We start from the raw sequence: 16,753 nt of genomic DNA, 5'->3' as shown, positions 1-16,753 counted from the left end.
ACGTTCACTCCGCTCTCAGGGCGCGGGCCGGTTCGGCCCGCGCGACGCGCAGGGTCTGGAAAAGGACGGTGAGCGCCGCAACGAGCGCGGCCGTGACCACAACACCGACGAAATAAGCGGGGGAAAGCGCGATCCGCGCATCGAAGCCCGAAAGCCAGCTTCTCATCGCCATCCAGGCGAGCACGCAGCCGATGACGCCCGCACCCAGCACGGGCCGCAGGAACTGTCCCATCAACAGGCCCAGAACGCGTCCCGTCGTGGCCCCCAGCGTCTTGCGGATGCCAACCTCGAACATGCGGCGCGCCACCGTGAACGACGACAGCGCATACATTCCCATAAGGGCTATGAAGATCGCAACGCCCGCCCCCATCGCGAGAAGCTGGCCATGTTTCTCGTCGTCGCGATAATCCTCCGACAGAAGGTCCGTCGCCCGCAGCGGCCTGAACGCGACATCGGGCGCCATGCGGTGCCAGATCGTACGCAAGTCGCCTTCCACCTCGCGTTCCGAGCGCCCTTCGAAACGAACACCCGCACTCATGAAACGAACAGGCTGGCCGGTATGGAAATAAACCGAAGGCCGCACAGCGTCGCGCGCCGATCCGAGTCGCACGTCGTTGACGACGCCGACCACCCGAAAGATCGTCGAACGTCCATGCTCCTTACGGAAAACCTGCCCGAGCGCGGCCTGCGGCGTCACAAACCCCAAGGCCCGGGCACCGCTTTCGTCGATCACTACGGAATGCTCGGCGCTTTCGTGGAGCCGGTCGTCCTCGCCATGCACGTCGTCGAACATGCGCCCGGCGAGGAGGCGAAGGCCGAACAGGGCGAAATAATCACGCCCGGTGTCCTGCCACTGCATGTAAGCATGCTGTTCCGGCGCTCCGACCGGCGCGAAATAATCGGTGGTAGAGAAACCATTACCACCGGGCATGGAATAGAAATCGGATACGGCTGTCACACCTCGCACACGCCGGAACTCATCCATCAGGGCCACGCGCGCCGAGGGCGTTCCCACGTCGTCGATGACAGGCGTGAAGAGCAGGCCATTCCGCTGAAATCCCCGGTCGAGATCGCGCACGAAAGCGGACTGGCGCAAAACCACCAGGGCCGAGACACTGAGTCCGATCGCGAAACTGAACTGCACGATGACGAGCATGAGACGGAGGCGGCTCCCCATGCGCCCCATATTCGGCATGCGCGATCCCGCGAGCACTCTGGCGGGATCATAAGCCGAGAGCCACACAGCAGGATACGCGCCCGCCAGCACACCCACGAGCACGATAAGCGTCAGCATGCCCGATAGCACCAGCGGATAGGACACCGTGGCCCCCCAGCCTCCAAGCGCGTTGATCGCCGGAAGAGCCACTTCGACGAGCGCCAGCGCCGGGACGGCAGCACACCCTGCCAGGAGTATGGCCTCGCCGAGAAATTGCACGACGAGATCGCGACGCGACGCGCCGAGCGTCTTGCGCATCGCGACTTCACGCGCCCTCAACAGGCCGCGCGCCGTCGAGAGGTTGACCGTGTTGATGACGGCGGAAAGCAGCGCCAGCAGGCCGATCAACCCGAGCGCGAGGACCGCGTTGCGGCTTGCGGTGCTATCGCCGATTTCGCCATCGAGGAAATGCAGGGACGGCAGCGCGCGCAGGCGCAGATCCCGCAGCGCACCGGCTTTCCTGACCTCCTCGGGCGTGTGGGCCGCGATAAACCCGGCCATTCCAGCCTGGATGCCTCGCGCCTCGGACGGATTATCGACATGCAGGAAGAGATAGCCCCCCACCATCCCCCACTGGGTGAACACCTCCGAGCCGAGCATGGGGGAATCCAGAGGAATCAGCATCTCGGGCTGGAGGGTCGTATTGGCGGGAAGTGCGCGCAGGACACCTGTGACGAGCAGGTCGGTCTTATGTCCGTCGTGATCGACCGTCAGCTTCTGGCCGACGGCATCCGTGGTATGGAAATAGGCGCGCGCTTTCTCCTCGGAGAGAATGATCTGGCCCGGTCGGGACAGGGCCGTGCGCGCATCGCCATACAGGAGCGGATAAGGAAGGGTCTGGAGAAAGTCTGGATCGACAAAGGTCGCATCCACGGAGAGTACGTCCGACGCCGTGATGACGGTCACGGCGGCAGGCCGCGCTCGCGTCATGTGCGAAATGCCGGGAAAAGCCGCCTTCAGAGGGTCGAAAAGGGCGAAGGGCGCCTGCGAGCGTTCGCTGGGCCTGCCGCCGATCATTTCCACTTCGCCCAGACGATAGATGTTGTCCGCGTCCGGTATCCACTGGTCGTAACTGAACTCGTAGCGCACGATCAGCCCGAGCGTCACACAGGTCGCGAGGCCGAGCGCCAGGCCGATGACGTTGATCACGGTATAGAGCCGGTGCCTGCGCATCTGGCGCAGGAAAGCCGCGACGATCATGGAAACATTCATGGCGTTCACTCCGCTCTCAGAGCGCGGGACGGCTCGGCGCGCGCCAGGCCGATCGTGCGGCCGAAAACCGTCAGCGCGCAGAGAGCCGCAGCCAGTAGCGTGGTGAGGACGAAATACAGGGGTGTCAGTGCGATCCGGTTTTCAAAACCCGCGAGCCAGGTGCGCGCAAACACCCATGCCAGCGGCCAGGCTATGAGGCTTGCGTAGAGGACGGGGCGCAAAAACTGGGCCAGCATAAGGCGCATGATCTGCCCTGTCGTGGCGCCCAGTGTCTTGCGAATGCCAACCTCATGCATCCGGCGCTCGGCGTTGAAGGCCGCGAGCCCGTAAAGGCCGAGACAGGCGATGGCGATGGCGACGCCCGCGCCGATGGCGAACAGCTTCCCGCGCGCGACATCCTCGCGGGTCGCCTCGTCGATCATGGACGTCATGGCGATCGGTGCGAAAGGAAAGCCCTGCATGAGGGTCGGCCATTCGGTGCGAAGCTGAGACAGCACCCCAGGCAGCGCACCATGAGCGGTCCGCATGGCAATCACGACGCCGCCAAAACGGCTATCGTGAAGAATATAGACGGTTGGCGAGGGTGCGAAATGCCCATTGATATCAGTGACGTCAGCCACGACGCCGATAATGGTTTTCAGGTCCTCGGGCTGATTTCCGGAACTGAAGGTCTGCCCGACCGCCGATCGAGCATCCCGGAAGCCCAGCCTGTGAGCCGCCGTCAGATTGATCACGATATTACGGGCGATCTGGTGACGCTCCGAGCGCTCCACGTCCTCTCCCCGTCTGAAATCCGGTAGGCGCCCGGCCAGAAGGGGGATGCCATAGGTCTGAAAAAATCCGCCGTCGACCGATGAGGCCGTCACAATGAACGAAGCATCGGACTTCCCGACGGGCGCGATGGTCCGCACCTCATGCGCGCCATCCAGCCAGCCGGCCGAAGCGCTGGCCGCCTCCACGCCCGGCATCGCGCGCAGGCGATCCAGAATCTCCGGCGCGCGATTGTCTGTCTCATCATGCCGATCCGTCGAAAGCAGGAGCAGGTCGCGCACATTCATGCCACGCGAAATATCGCGCAGATGCAGAGCCTGGGCATTCACGACGAGCGTGCAGATGCCGACCGTCGTTGCAAAGACGAACTGGCTGCCTACGAGAACCATGCGCAGGCGCGAACCGAAGCGTCCCTGCGCGGGCATCCGGGACGCCGCCAGAACGGGAGCCGGTGCAAATGACGACAGGAGAAACGCCGGATAGGCCCCTGCCGCGCCGCCGAGAAACAGGACGACCCCAAACAGGACCGGCAGACTCCATCGATAATCGATTTCGACCGGCCAGCCGGAGAGGGACGCCATGAACGGCACGGCAAGTTCGGTCAGAGCCAGTCCGAGTAGCCCCGCGAAAAACGCAAGAACCTGCGCTTCGCCGAGAAAACGCATGATCAGCCGTCCCCTTGAAGCTCCCAGAACCTTGCGAACGGCGATCTCCCGCGCGCGGCCGAGTGCCTGCGCCGTGGCCAGATTGACGTAATTCAGAGCGGCCGCGAGTACCGCCAGGCCGCCGATGATGGCCAGAGCGACGATCGCCCCCCGGCTCGATCCGTCGGCGGCACGACCTTCCCTGTCGAAACGGGTGGCTTGCAGCGGGTCGAGAATGAGTTTCGTCCCGCTGGCAAAATTACCCGTCCCTTTCTGACCAGAGAGCGAGGTTGTGAAAACATCATGCGCCGTGGAAGAAAAGGAGGAGACGTCCCCAGGATGCGGCAGAACGACATAGGTTTCGGCGCAGAAATAGCCCCATTGTTCGGCGCAGGGCCGCTCGGCGGCCACTTCCGGCAGGGGAAGGACAAACTCCGACTGAATTTTCGTGTTGGAGGGATGCGGGGCGAGGACACCGGTGACAACGTAATTGCGCGTATGGCCTTCACGCCTGACGGTAAGTATTTTTCCCATCGCCGACGTGCCACCGAAATATTTTCGCGCCATGCTGTCCGACAGGACGATGTTCGACGTTCCCCGCAAAGCGGTGTCTCCGTCCCCGTTCTGAAATCCGAGGCGGAAAACATCGAAAAAGGACGGATCGGCGAAAGTGACGACCTCTTCCTGACCCGTGTGCGACCCGTCGATGGCCACATTGGCCTTCGCGGCTTCCAGCCGCGCGGCGACAAGGCCGGGGATCCGCGCCTTCACACCCGGCAAGAGCAGGGGCGTCAGGGACTCCGCGTGCATGGTGCTTCCGTTGAGGCGGATATCCGCCTGAAGCTGGTAGATTGACGAGGCCCCCGGGTACCATCGTTCCCACCCCAGTTCGTAACGCGCGACCAGAGCGAGTGTCAGGAACGTCGCGATACCGAGCGCCAGTCCGATCACGTTCAGCGCCGTGTAAAGGCGGTAACGGGTCACGAGACGCCAGAAATCCGAGAAAAGCGAGGGCATATCCGGTCCTTTCCTGCGCCACGGCGTCAGATGGCGTTACGCACCGAAACGACGATCTGGCCGTCGAGCATGTCCACGCGGCGTTTGGCAAGATCCGCATGGCTCGGAGAATGCGTGACCATGATGATCGTCGCGCCCTCGTCGTTCAGGCCCTGAAGAATATCCATGACCTGCGCGCCGTTTTCGGTATCGAGATTACCCGTCGGCTCGTCGGCGAGGATCAGGCGCGGCTGTCCGACGATCGCGCGTGCGATGGCGGCGCGCTGCTGCTGACCGCCCGAAAGCTGCGACGGATAATGACGCGCGCGATGTCCGATGCTGACGCGGTCCATGGCCTGGGCGACGCGCTCGCGACGCTCGCTTTTGGGCATGTTCCGATAGATCAGCGCGAGTTCGATGTTCTCCTCGATCGTGAGTTCGTCAATGAGGTTGAAGCTCTGGAAAACATAGCCGAGATTTTCCCGCCGGAACGCGGCCAGCGCGGCTTCGTTGAGTTTGGTCAGATCCTGCTCGCCGAAGATATAGGCGCCGTGCGTCGGTCGGTCGATCGTGCCCAGAATATTGAGCAGCGTGGATTTTCCGCATCCCGACGGCCCCATGATCGCGACGAATTCGCCGCTGCCGATCCCGAGTTCGATATCGTGCAGCGCGGTCGTCTCGACTTCGTCGGAGCGGTACAGGCGCTGAATGTGGTTGAGTTCGATCAGCATGGAACAGGATCTTTCACGGGGCGTCAGTGGATGGAGAGATGATTGAAATTCTTGAAGGAATTGTAAGACGAGACGATCACCCGATCCCCGTCGTGCAGACCGCCGGTGATCTCCACCTGTTCGGGGTTGCGCCGGCCCGAAACGATCGTCACGCGGTCCGCCGCCCGTCCATCCGCCGTCGCGACGAATGCGGACGATCCGCCACTGGCTTCAAGCCACGCTCCATTCGGTAGCACCAGAGCGGTATGCGTTTCGCCGAGCGTGATGCGGACATCGACGCTCTCGCCGCGTCGCAGGCCCTTCGGCGGCTCACGATCGAAGGTCAGTTCGGCGCGGAATTGCCCGTTCGTGACCTGCGGATGCACGCGCGCCACCGTCATGGGAATTTTCACGTCCCCGATATCGGCCTGCGCGCGTTCTCCGATAGCCACCCGCCCGAGATAGAATTCATCGATATCGGCGTCGAGACGATATTTCCCCTCGCTGTCGATCTGGCCGATCTTGTCGCCCGCCTTGAGCGACTGGCCGGGCTGCGGATCGAAATTGGTCAGACGGCCGTCAAGCGGCGAACGCAGGATCAGCGCGTTGAGGCTGTCTTCCACGACAGCCAGATTGTTGCGCAGGCGTTGCGCTTCCTGATCGATTTCCTCGCCCTGCTTTTCGGCGACGGCGACATCCAGCTTGTGGGCCTCGGTGAGGCGCTTGACGCTGCGGGCGTAATAATCCGCTTCGTCACGGAAGCTGCGCAGATTAGCGTCGGATTCAAATCCCTGCCCCTGAAGCTGGCCGTGGATTTCAAGTTCGCGCTGGGCCTTCAGCAGATTATAGCGCGCCTCGCCCAGCTGGCTTTCCTCGGCGGTGCGACTCTGCTGGAGCGTGAGACGTTGCGCGCTGACGGCGCCAAGCTGGCTGGCAATCTGGGCTTCGCGCGAGGTGACGTCGAGCTGAAGCTGAGGGTTGGTCAGGCGAACAAGAACATCCCCCTTGGCCACCAGCGCGCCGTCATGGGCGACAACCTCCAGCACCTCGCCACCTTGGATGGCATCCACGAAGGTGACGTTGAGCGGCGCGACCGTCGCTCTCACCGGAAGATAATCCAGAAACGGGGCCGACCGTACCGTTTCGATCGTCACCTGATCTTTCTGGACGGAGAGCGTTCCCGACGCCGGAACCATTTTCCAGATGACGCATGCCAGCAGGATGAACGCCGCGGGGCCACCGAAGCGCAGCGCGCGCCGCCGGATGAGCGTGGCGCGCGACAGCGCGACAGCGCGATCCATGCCGGAACCGGAAATCTGGCGTCCCGCGGGGGGCAGGGTGGCGGGTTGGGTAACGGGTCTGTCCATCGTCTGTCTTCCTCACTGGAAAACAGTGTATGATATTTTCACTAGAATTTATCTTATTGAAAAATATAGATGTTTTTTCGGAATACCTCTCACTCCGTCCGTGTTCGATCACAGTGTCCGGAAACGGACACCACAGGCTCGGCTGTCAATCCCTTTCTGATCCAAATCGCAATGATTTACGGCGCCCGTCCATGACCGATTCGCCTTCCGGCCCGACCCTTCTCTTCGTCGACGACGACATCGATATCCAGTCCGCCGCGCGGCTGCTTCTCACCCGACGGGGTTTTCATGTCCTGGCCGCCCATAACGCGCCGGAAGCCCTCACGCGGATCACCGCGCAGAACGTCGATCTCGTCCTTCTCGACCTGAACTACGCGCCCGGCGCCACGAGCGGCGCGGAGGGACTGGCGCTGCTCAAGGAGCTTCTGGCCCTGCGACCGCACGTTCCGGTCATCGTCGTGACGGGTCACAGTGGCGTATCGATCGCGGTCGCCGCCATTCGCGCCGGAGCGGCGGATTTCGTCATGAAGCCGTGGAGCAACGAACGCCTGATCACGCTTTTGCAGAACACCCTCCAGAACCGTCGCGGCGCGCCTTCGGAAATCCACGGTGAGCAGCCGTTTCTTTGCGGCTCCGATTTCATGCGGCGACTTCTCGAAAAAGCGGATCGCGTGGCGACGACGCGCGCCCATATCCTCATTTCCGGCCCGACCGGCACAGGCAAAAGCCTTCTGGCCCGTCGCATATGCGCCCATGCAACTGACGACGTTTCGTCCCTCTCCATCGATGGTGAAAGCTGCGAGGCACTCCCGCAGGGCGGCGACGTCTGGGTGATCGATGGCATCGAGCGCCTGACACCCCCCTTGCAGCGCGCCCTCGCCGATCGGCTGGACAGCGCCACCGCGCCGCGCATCATCGCCCTTACCGGCAGCATCGAGAGCGACCCGACGAAGTTTCATCCCGCCCTGCAACTGCACATCGGCACCATCCATATCGCCCTGCCGCCGCTTGAGGGGCGCGAGGAGGATATCGTCGCCCTCGCCAGACATTTCCTGCGGTATTTTGCCGCCAGACATGGCTATCCGGAGCCGGCTCTCGACGACGATCATCTCTCGGCTCTGGCCGCCCGCCCCTGGCCGCAGAACGTGCGCGAGCTGCGTCAGGTCATGGAGCGGTTCGTCCTGAGGGACGAAGTCAACGATACCGCCGCGCTGGTTCCCGGGACATTGTCTCCCGGCACGCTGGTACCCGGTACGCTGGCACCCGGCACGCTGGAAGATGCCGAGCGAAGTCTCATCGAGACGACGTTGCGCAGACATGGCTTCAACGTCACCCGCGCGGCGCGCGAGCTTGGATTGACCCGTCCGGCCCTTTACCGACGCATGGCGCGTCACGGTCTCTGATGCGTCCGGTCTGGCAGACGGCCCCCGCTCTTTCGATGATCGTCGTGGCGTCGATGCTCGCTCCGTCCGCCTTCCGGCACGATTATTACGCCACGACCACGCTGCTTTTGCTGGCGATCGCGACTTCGAGCGCGGGCATCCTGTGGCGTTTCAGCGAGCTTGCACGTCGGCAGAAGCGGATTGAAGTCTCGAACGTGCGCCCGGCAGACCGGGAAAAATATCGTAACCGGGCGCTCCTCGACCACGCGCCTGTGCCCCTGCTCTACCAGACGGGTGACGGCGCTTTTCATGCGGCCAATCGCGCGGCACGCCGCCTGTTTCGCACGGAAGACCGACTGCGCGACCCGCCCCGCTCCCTGAACGATGCCGTCATGGCGGGGCTCGATCCGGAGCGCCGGGTGCTGCGCCTCGCCACCGACAGTGCGATCCCGCGATCCTATGCGCTTTCAACCGCCAGCGGGTCGGGCATCGGCGGAATCGCGCAATTCATCGCGCTGACGGACATCGATGCCGAACTCAACGCCGCGAATGCCGAAGCGCTTCGGGAAATGCTCCAGATTCTCAGCCATGAAATCATGAATTCCCTGACGCCGGTCATTTCTCTGGCGGAAACGGCTCACGATCTCGCGCAAGCCGCCTCCGACGAAGAAACCCGCAACGTCGTTATCGGCGCCCTCGACACAATTCTGCGCCGCGCCAAGGGACTGAATCGTTTCATTCAGGGGTATCGCCGTCTGGCCAGACTACCCTCCCCGGAACGACAGCGCATCAGCCTCGATGAAATATTCCAGAACGCGTCAGGCCTTTTCGAAGCGCGCTGGGGCGCGCGGGTCATGCTCGAGATCGATCAGCCGACCACACGGATCATGATGCGGATCGACCCCGTGCAACTCGAGCACGCCCTCATGAACCTCCTCAACAATGCGGCCGAGGCCGCCCTGACGGGAACCGCCGCACAGGCGCATGTCTGGCTCCATGGAGACGGCTCGTCGTCTGGCCTTCACATCGCTGTGCGGGACAATGGCGACGGCATCGCTCCGGAACACCACGAAACGATTTTTCGCCCCTTTTTCTCCCTGAAGGCGGGAGGAAACGGCATCGGGCTCAGTCTCGCCCGCCAGATCGTTCTGGCGCATGGAGGAACCCTGACGCTGGATGCGCCCATGCCGGACCGGCCGTGGCGCACGTCCTTTTCCATGCGGTTGTAAAATCCCGTCGATCACGGCGCCGGAAATCGCCCTGTGCGTTCTTCATCCGAACCGCCGAAGCCCATCCGGGCCAATTTTCCCCGCCGTTTCGCATCACCCACCCTTTCGCATCAAAAGAGGGATGCGGCGGCCATCTACTCCTCCATATCGTTAAAGCGGGCCGAGACGTCGCCCGTAGTGCCGATCGCCCCCGTCGCAAAAGCCAGGCTCGCCGCGGCGGCAAGAGCCGCGTGATAGGCGTCCGACTGGCTGATCCGGGCCTGCGCCAGTCCATTGGCGGCGATCGTCGCCTGCGTGACCGAACCGGCGCCCGAGCGATACGCGCTCCAGGCCGCCTGGAAACTCGTTTCACTGGCGGCAACGAGGGCCGACGCCGTGGCGAAGGCCGTATAGGCGGTGTGAAGGGCGTTCTGCGCGGCCACGACCTGACGGACGGATTCATCGATGGTCTGCCGCAACGTCGCATGGGCGGCGTCCGCCCGGTTCTCGGCCTGTTTCAGGAGCGCGCTCCGCAACCCGCCGTCGAAGACCGGCACGGTGATGCCTCCGAGGATGAGGCTGCTGAAGCGGTCCGACGACAGATTCAAGGTCGGGCTGGAGTTCTGGCCGATGCCGGGTACGGAAGAGAGGGCGAGATTGCCGGTACTGTAGGCCACGTTGCCCGTAACGAAGACTTTGGGCAGAAAGTCGCTATGCGCGGCCTGGACGTTCGCGGTGGCCGCCCGGACGTTCGCATAAGCCGCCAGCACATCGGGTCGCCGCGCGACCGCCTGCCGGACCAGCCTGTCCGTGAGGCGCAGATCACCGTCATTCAGCGGACGTCCGGATACGGAAGCCGTCCGCAAATGCGTCAGAGGCGAGAGGCCCGCGGTGGTCATGAGGGCCAGGTTGCTGTCCTCGATTTCGCCTTCGCCCTGAACCACCCGCAACGCGCCCTGCGCCGTCATCTGCCGGGCCTGGGCTGCGTCCTGCACCGTCCCGTGGCCGTGGCGCAGACGCTCTTCCGCCGCCGCTTCCACCTTGCGGGAATCAGCCAGCGCCGCGCGTTCGAGCGCCAGACGCGCCACGGCGGCAGCATGCCGATAGAACGCGATGGACACCTCATAGATGACTTTCTGATGGGCCCCATTGAACAGAACGTTGCTCGCGATCTGCGCCTGTTGCGCCGCGTTGATCCGGGCTTCACGGTTTCCGAAATCGAAGAGCAGCCACTGAATGCCGAGCGTCTGGACCTCGCCGGTACCGGATTGTCCGCCGGACCGGTTGTTCAGATGATCACTGATCGCCTTCAGCCCGGCATTGATCTGCGATTCCAGCGAACCGGCTCCGTTGATCCGCACGCTGTTGCCGTTCTGGTTGCTGGACGTATAACCGCCCACGACCGACGCCGTGAGAGTCGGCAGGTAACTCGATCGCGCGATGCCCACTGCCAGCGCGGCATCCCGCGCGGCATCCCATGCGCGCCGTGTCGTCGGATTCGAAGTCTCGGCGAGGTCGATCAGTTCGAGCAGATCGTAATCATGGTCCGGTCGCACCTCCGATGCCGGAGGACGAGGGCGGAGTTCCTGGTTGGCGGGCAGTTCAAATCCCGCAGGCAGTCGCAAGCCTGGTGACATCTTTTCAGGCGTCGCACGGCCCGGCAGCAAGACTCCGTTGGCGGCGACATGGGGCTTCCAAGGCTGGTCCGGACGGGCGGGTGCGGTCTGCAGGGCGTCGGTGGCGCAACCGGAGAGGAGGAGCGTCAGTGACGCCGCGAAGGTCCAGGCTCTCATCGGGGCAGAGCTTCCAGCGCTTCGAGGGCTACCGCCCTGTGTCTTCCAGGTTCCGACATGAGCGTTCCGATATCCGCCGAGGCCTGCTTCACGAGAGAGGCGTAGATTCCCAGATCGGTCATTTCCGCGCGCAGATGATGCGGCTCCATCTGCGCGAAGCCGATGCTGCGCTCCGCGTCATCAACCGCGTGCAGGGCTGCACCCACGCGACACGTGCGCTGTCGCAGCCCGACCGCATCCGTCAGGGCGCGCAAGGCCGCCCGCACCTGCCGCAGCCTGCCGGGAATGTCCCCATAGGCGCTGACCGGCCAGAAGCTCGTGAACATCGCATAGGTGATGAGATTTCCGGCGATGATCCCGACCATGCGGTCTCTTGCGGTTTCCATGTCGGTGACCGGCCCGTAATCCTTGAGCATGGTCAGGAAGAACGCCAGACCGATCTGAAGACCGGCATAGGAGATGCGCGCATCGCCAGCTTTGACCCACGCGGCCAGAAGGGTCGTCGCCGCCACGAGTCCCAGAAATCCCGTCACGTCGTGCAGATGGGGAACGATGAAGACGATCGACACGATCGCGATCAGACCGCCCGTCACCGCACCGGCGATGCGCAGTGAGAGCTTGGCGATCATTTCCCCCATCGTCGCCTGGGCCACGATGAAACAGGTGATGATGATGGTGTGGATGCCGCTCCAGTCGGTGATCTTGAAACAGAAATAGGCCAGCATCACCGATGCCGTTCCCTTAACGGCATAGCGGACGTGAACAGGATTGCTGAACGCATCGGGGGCGAAGAACCCCGAGGGTTTCTCGCCGGGATCTTTTGCCGGTGTGTCGGGAAGAGGCTCGGTCAAATGACGCATGAGATCCGAGATGACGGACAGCTTCCCTTCATCCGCAACACTCGGCGGCGCAATGGGCTGCGGACAATCCCCGGCGTCGAAAATATCCGCGGCTTCGTCGAGGAGGCGCGCCAGTTCGACGGAAATCGGGTCAGCCGCCTGACGTTCGTTGCAGTCATCCATGGCGACGACGAGGATGGCGACGCTTGATCGGGCCGCCTGGGCCAGGCGGGCCAGGTCTTCAGGTTGCCAGAGCTTTTCTTTGGCGGCCAGCGCGGCATATTTCAGCATCGCGGCATCGCCGTCTCCAGCCAGGGCCGCCGCCTGCTCGCGATCCGAACCGGGCGCGTCCCGGAGCAGCCGGGCGCTGATCCGCAGACGGGCCGCGATGTCGTGACAAAGCAGTGTTCGGGGCGACGGGCAGATCAGCAGGCCCAGCCCGATGAGGACGGCGCCCGGAATCAGCAGAAACAGGGTGACGTAGAGCAAGGCACGGGTGATGATTTCCCCGGACGGCACATCGTCAATGGCGATCAGGCCGTACACCACGACCAGCCCCAGAAGATAGGCAAGCGGCTTCAGCTTGCTGGCCGACCCCAGGAAGAAGAAGCCGAACGACAGGACCGCGACGGAGGCCGCCAGAAGCGGCGGATTGTCGAGCGTCAGGTAGACGAGCGCGAACAGCAGCGCGACGAGCACGCCGATCAGAAGACTCAGCGCGACCCCGGCCGCCACGTTCGTCACCCGATCCTTCTGCCAGACCGCGAGCGTCACCACCGCAAGCACCGCCTGATCCGGCACCTGCCAGATCTCGCCGATCAGGGCGACGAGCGTGCATGCCGCCGTGATGCGCAGGGCATACCCCAGACGCCCTGGCGTGCGTGCGTCGAGCAGATGGGCGATCCGACGCAGGCTGGTGTCGCGCAGCGCATAGGGAACGAGACTGGTCGTCATGGGCTCAGCGGCACGCCGGGCCACTTCCCACCGCGATGCTGGTCGTCGCGCCCACGCGCAGCAGATCCGGATGCTGATGGTCGAGTTCGACGCGGACGGGGAAGCGCTGGGCGACATGCACCCAGTCCATCTCACGCGCGACGATCGGCAGACCGCGCGCGAGATCCGCTGAATCGAGAGAGGCGACGCCCCGGCCGATGCTGCGCACCACGCCCTGGATCGGCGTGTGCCGGTCGATCATCGAATAGACCGTCGCACAGTCTCCGATCCGGATCGTGTGGAGATCGTTCTCGCGGAAATTCCCCACGGCATACCACTGGTCGTCGGCAATGAGCGTGAACAGGGCCTGTGAAGGCGCGAGGATCTCGCCTGTTTTGACATGTAGGCTCGTGACGTAGCCATCCTGGCTCGCGTAAACCGTGGTCTGTTCCAGCTCGTAGCGCGCATGATCCAGCGCTGCGTGCGCCGCGTCCCGGGCCGCGAGGGAACTGTTCAGGTCGCCGACGGCGATCTGCGCCGCCGCGCTCGCCTGTTGCGCCTGCACGAGCGCCGTTTCGGCGTTATGAAGCGCCGTCTGCGCCGTGTCGTATTCCTGGAGCGGAATGTAATGGCTGGCGGAAAGCGGACGCAGGCGATCGACCGTTCGCGCGGCCAGATCCCGGTCCGCCCTCGCCCGCAGGACGCCTTGCGACGCGGCGACCACATTCGCTTCCTTGACGCCGACGGCCCGCTGCTGGTTGGCGACTTCGGCCTCGGCCAAAGCGAGATTGGCGGCGGCCTGGGCGACGACGAGTTCGTAAGGGCGGGGATCGAGCCTGTACAGCAGATCGCCGCGCCTGACATGCTGGTTGAGATCGACCCGCAGATCGATCAGCCGACCGCCGACGGTGGACGCCACGTGAACGACCTCGGCGTCGAGGCTCCCGTCATCCGTCGAAGGATGGGCATGGTCGACCCGCGCCACGTGGACGCCATAGAGGATCGCAACGCCGATGCAGACGATGGCAATGATTTTTCCAACGGGGCGACGGCGCGCCGTGCTGACCTTGTCCATACGTCAGGGACCGAAAACGACGGACCAGAGCACCAGGGCGATGACCGTCCCGGCCGCGAGATAGGTAAACAGCCGGAAGGACAGGATCGCATCAAGACCGCACAGGATGCAAAGGAACCGGATGAGGACGGCGGCGACCACGCCCACGAGCGCACATAGCAGCCAGCCAGGGAAATAGGCGCCAAAGAGCGGGATCACAGGAGCCTGGGTACAGCCGCCGAGCGCGAAAGCCGGAGCGATCCCCGCAGCGCGTCCGAGCACGTGGGGCTTTCCGGCCCGTATGGACATCATTGCGCGCCACCGTTTGAAGATTCGACCATGACAGGCACCGTATCCGTCCTCTTCAAGAGAAACACGCTCTTGTTCTGCCGGAATTTACGACATGACGGTCACCGGGAGATGGCGACATCTCGCACGGCTCTTTCGAGCGCGCAAGATATCGACGCCCGGCGCGTCAAGGCTCGCGGGGCTTACAAGCAAAACCCGGCCATATCTCAGCGCCGTTTTCCGCCGACCGGCGTTCGCCCCACCCTTCCGGCTCAGCCGCCGGATGCTCGACGCAGGGGCGCCATGAAATCCGCAAGACCGCCATCCAGAGCGCGCTGGAAACTGGCCAGGGTTTCCTCACCGACATAATGCTCCATGCCCTCGGCGTCGATGAGCACACTCTCCTCGCTGATCCCGAGCGCCCGCAGAAACGCCTCGACGATCCTATGACGCGCACGCGTGTCATCCGCCAGCCTTTGCCCGGCCTCGGTGAGAAACGCGCCGCGATAGGGCTTCTGCGTCACCAGACCTTCGGACACCAGACGGGCCAGCATCTTGGCCACAGTCGGCTGTGAAACACCGAGACGCGCCGCGATATCGACCTGCCGCGCTTCCTGCCCTTCCGCGAGGAGGTCGGAAATCAGTTCCACGTAATCTTCAACGAGCACATTGCTGCGCGCCACGCGATTGGCCCTGAAACTTTCGGACTGAGCCTGGGCGTCGGGCATACGAACGGACCATTTCTCTGGACGCAAAAGGGAAGGATCCTTTTCTGGGACACAGTATTCTGATGCGAATAAATCATTCCTCCCGTTAGGACCAGCGCTCCGTCACGCATTTTTGTGTGTGCTTATGAGTATAGCCTATTGCATACTTTCCCGGGAGCGGCTTGTATGACTCCATCATGCCCGACGCATACAGGCGCCCCTCCGAACCTGAAATATTGTCGCACGACGATGTCGCGGCACGCCCGTCGGCTTCGGAGCCTCACGCGGCAAGGCGCAGTCTGCCGGACGTGTTTGCGAGTGTCACCGTTCCCAAGGACGGCACGCCCTGGATCCGACGTTTCCTCGCCTATGTCGGGCCGGGTTACATGGTGTCCGTCGGCTATATGGACCCCGGTAACTGGGCGACGGATCTGCAAGGCGGAGCGCAGTTCGGGTACACGCTGCTTTCCGTCATCCTCATCTCCAACCTGATGGCCATTCTGCTTCAGGCGCTTTCCGCCAGGCTTGGCATCGCCACGGGCCAGGATCTCGCACAGGCCTGCCGCAGCCATTTCCCGCCCGTCCTCAACTATGTCCTGTGGTTTGCGTGCGAACTCGCCATCATCGCGTGCGATCTGGCGGAAGTGATCGGCACCGCCGTGGCGCTCCAGCTGCTGTTCCATATCCCGCTCATGGAAGGCGCCATCATTTCGAGCCTCGACGCGCTGATCGTGCTCTTCCTCATGAACCGGGGTTTCCGCTACCTGGAAGCGTTCATCATCGGGCTTCTGAGCGTGATCGCCCTGTGTTTTGGCGTGCAACTTGTAGCCGCAGCCCCACCACTCGCGGGCATTCTGCACGGTCTGGTGCCGTCCGCCGAGATCGTGACCAACAGTCACATGCTCTACATCGCCATCGGCATCATCGGGGCCACGGTCATGCCCCATAATCTCTATCTGCATTCCTCCATCGTGCAGACGCGCGCTTTCGAGCGCAACGAAAGCGGAAAGCGCGAAGCCATAAGATGGGCGACATGGGACAGCACGATCGCGCTCATGCTCGCCCTTTTCATCAATGCCGCCATTCTCATCGTCGCGGCAGCAGCGTTCCACATGACCGGTCATCAGGACGTCGCGGAAATCGAGGATGCCTACCGTCTGCTCTCGCCCGTCCTTGGACTTGGAATCGCCTCGACCCTGTTTGCGCTCGCCCTGCTGGCGGCGGGCACGAATTCCACCGTCACGGGCACGCTTGCCGGTCAGATCGTGATGGAGGGCTTTCTGGACCTGCACCTGCCACACTGGGCGCGCCGCCTGATTACGCGCGGCCTCGCCATTCTGCCCGTGATCGTCGTGACGGGGCTGTACGGCGACAGGGGCGTAGGTCAACTGCTCATGGCCAGTCAGGTCATTCTGTCCATGCAACTGCCATTTGCCGTCATCCCCCTGATCATGTTCGTGTCCAACCGGAACACCATGGGGCCGTTTACGATCCCGCGTCCCCTCGTCGCCCTGTCCTGGGGCGTCGCGGGGATCATCCTGATCCTGAATTTCAAGTTGCTTTACGACAGTTTCGCGGCCTGAAGCGTATCCGTCCGATCTCCGTCATCCTCTGAACCGGCGCATCGTCGCCG

At 63.4% G+C, this 16,753-nt stretch carries 12 protein-coding genes; 3 read left to right on the top strand and 9 right to left on the bottom strand.

Going from position 1 to position 16,753, the window contains the following annotated elements:
• Positions 1-4: 4 nt before the first annotated feature.
• From PWM43_RS00345 to PWM43_RS00330, 4 genes are read right to left on the bottom strand one after another with little or no spacing between them, the layout of a single operon-like run.
• Positions 5-2,428 carry an ABC transporter permease gene (locus PWM43_RS00345; protein WP_289840587.1) on the bottom strand — a complete coding sequence of 808 codons (2,424 nt, stop codon included), beginning with the start codon at positions 2,426-2,428 and terminating at the stop codon, positions 5-7.
• Between the two features lie 5 nt (positions 2,429-2,433).
• Positions 2,434-4,860, bottom strand: coding sequence for an ABC transporter permease (locus PWM43_RS00340; RefSeq protein ID WP_289840586.1), 2,427 nt, complete (start codon positions 4,858-4,860; stop codon positions 2,434-2,436).
• Between the two features lie 26 nt (positions 4,861-4,886).
• Positions 4,887-5,570 carry an ABC transporter ATP-binding protein gene (locus PWM43_RS00335; protein WP_289840585.1) on the bottom strand — a complete coding sequence of 228 codons (684 nt, stop codon included), beginning with the start codon at positions 5,568-5,570 and terminating at the stop codon, positions 4,887-4,889.
• 23 nt (positions 5,571-5,593) lie between these two features.
• Positions 5,594-6,916 carry an efflux RND transporter periplasmic adaptor subunit gene (locus tag PWM43_RS00330; protein ID WP_289840584.1) on the bottom strand — a complete coding sequence of 441 codons (1,323 nt, stop codon included), beginning with the start codon at positions 6,914-6,916 and terminating at the stop codon, positions 5,594-5,596.
• A gap of 191 nt (positions 6,917-7,107) precedes the next feature.
• Between PWM43_RS00330 and PWM43_RS00325 the strand changes: the two genes are divergently transcribed.
• Together PWM43_RS00325 and PWM43_RS00320 are read left to right on the top strand one after the other, a co-directional pair.
• Positions 7,108-8,319: a sigma-54-dependent transcriptional regulator gene (locus PWM43_RS00325; protein WP_289840583.1), complete on the top strand. Its 1,212-nt coding sequence runs from the start codon at positions 7,108-7,110 to the stop codon at positions 8,317-8,319.
• Entirely contained in the window at positions 8,319-9,527 is a 1,209-nt protein-coding gene (locus PWM43_RS00320) for a sensor histidine kinase (RefSeq protein WP_289840582.1), read from the top strand. The genes PWM43_RS00325 and PWM43_RS00320 overlap by 1 nt, the downstream gene beginning before the upstream one ends.
• A gap of 134 nt (positions 9,528-9,661) precedes the next feature.
• Here the strand turns inward: PWM43_RS00320 and PWM43_RS00315 are convergent, their stop codons facing one another.
• The 5 genes from PWM43_RS00315 to mntR form a co-directional block, all read right to left on the bottom strand.
• Complete coding sequence (locus tag PWM43_RS00315; RefSeq protein ID WP_289840581.1) at positions 9,662-11,299, bottom strand: TolC family protein; 1,638 nt, start codon at positions 11,297-11,299, stop codon at positions 9,662-9,664.
• Positions 11,296-13,092: an FUSC family protein gene (locus PWM43_RS00310; protein ID WP_289840580.1), complete on the bottom strand. Its 1,797-nt coding sequence runs from the start codon at positions 13,090-13,092 to the stop codon at positions 11,296-11,298. The genes PWM43_RS00315 and PWM43_RS00310 overlap by 4 nt, the downstream gene beginning before the upstream one ends.
• Before the next feature lie 4 nt (positions 13,093-13,096).
• The gene (gene mdtN, locus PWM43_RS00305; protein ID WP_289840579.1) at positions 13,097-14,146 is read right to left on the bottom strand and encodes a multidrug transporter subunit MdtN; all 1,050 of its coding nucleotides are present in this window, start codon (positions 14,144-14,146) and stop codon (positions 13,097-13,099) included.
• A 3-nt stretch (positions 14,147-14,149) separates the two neighbouring features.
• Entirely contained in the window at positions 14,150-14,407 is a 258-nt protein-coding gene (locus PWM43_RS00300) for a hypothetical protein (RefSeq protein ID WP_289840578.1), read from the bottom strand.
• 278 nt (positions 14,408-14,685) lie between these two features.
• Positions 14,686-15,141: a manganese-binding transcriptional regulator MntR gene (gene mntR / locus PWM43_RS00295; protein ID WP_289840577.1), complete on the bottom strand. Its 456-nt coding sequence runs from the start codon at positions 15,139-15,141 to the stop codon at positions 14,686-14,688.
• 176 nt (positions 15,142-15,317) lie between these two features.
• Between mntR and PWM43_RS00290 the strand changes: the two genes are divergently transcribed.
• On the top strand, positions 15,318-16,703 hold the full coding sequence (locus PWM43_RS00290; protein WP_289840576.1) for an Nramp family divalent metal transporter: 1,386 nt from the start codon (positions 15,318-15,320) through the stop codon (positions 16,701-16,703).
• The last annotated feature ends 50 nt before the right edge of the window (positions 16,704-16,753 follow it).

It is taken from the genome of Brytella acorum, from assembly GCF_029309905.1.
GTDB lineage: Bacteria > Pseudomonadota > Alphaproteobacteria > Acetobacterales > Acetobacteraceae > Brytella > Brytella acorum.
Note: the sequence above shows the minus strand (reverse complement) of the source record. Positions and strands in the feature narration are given on the sequence as shown.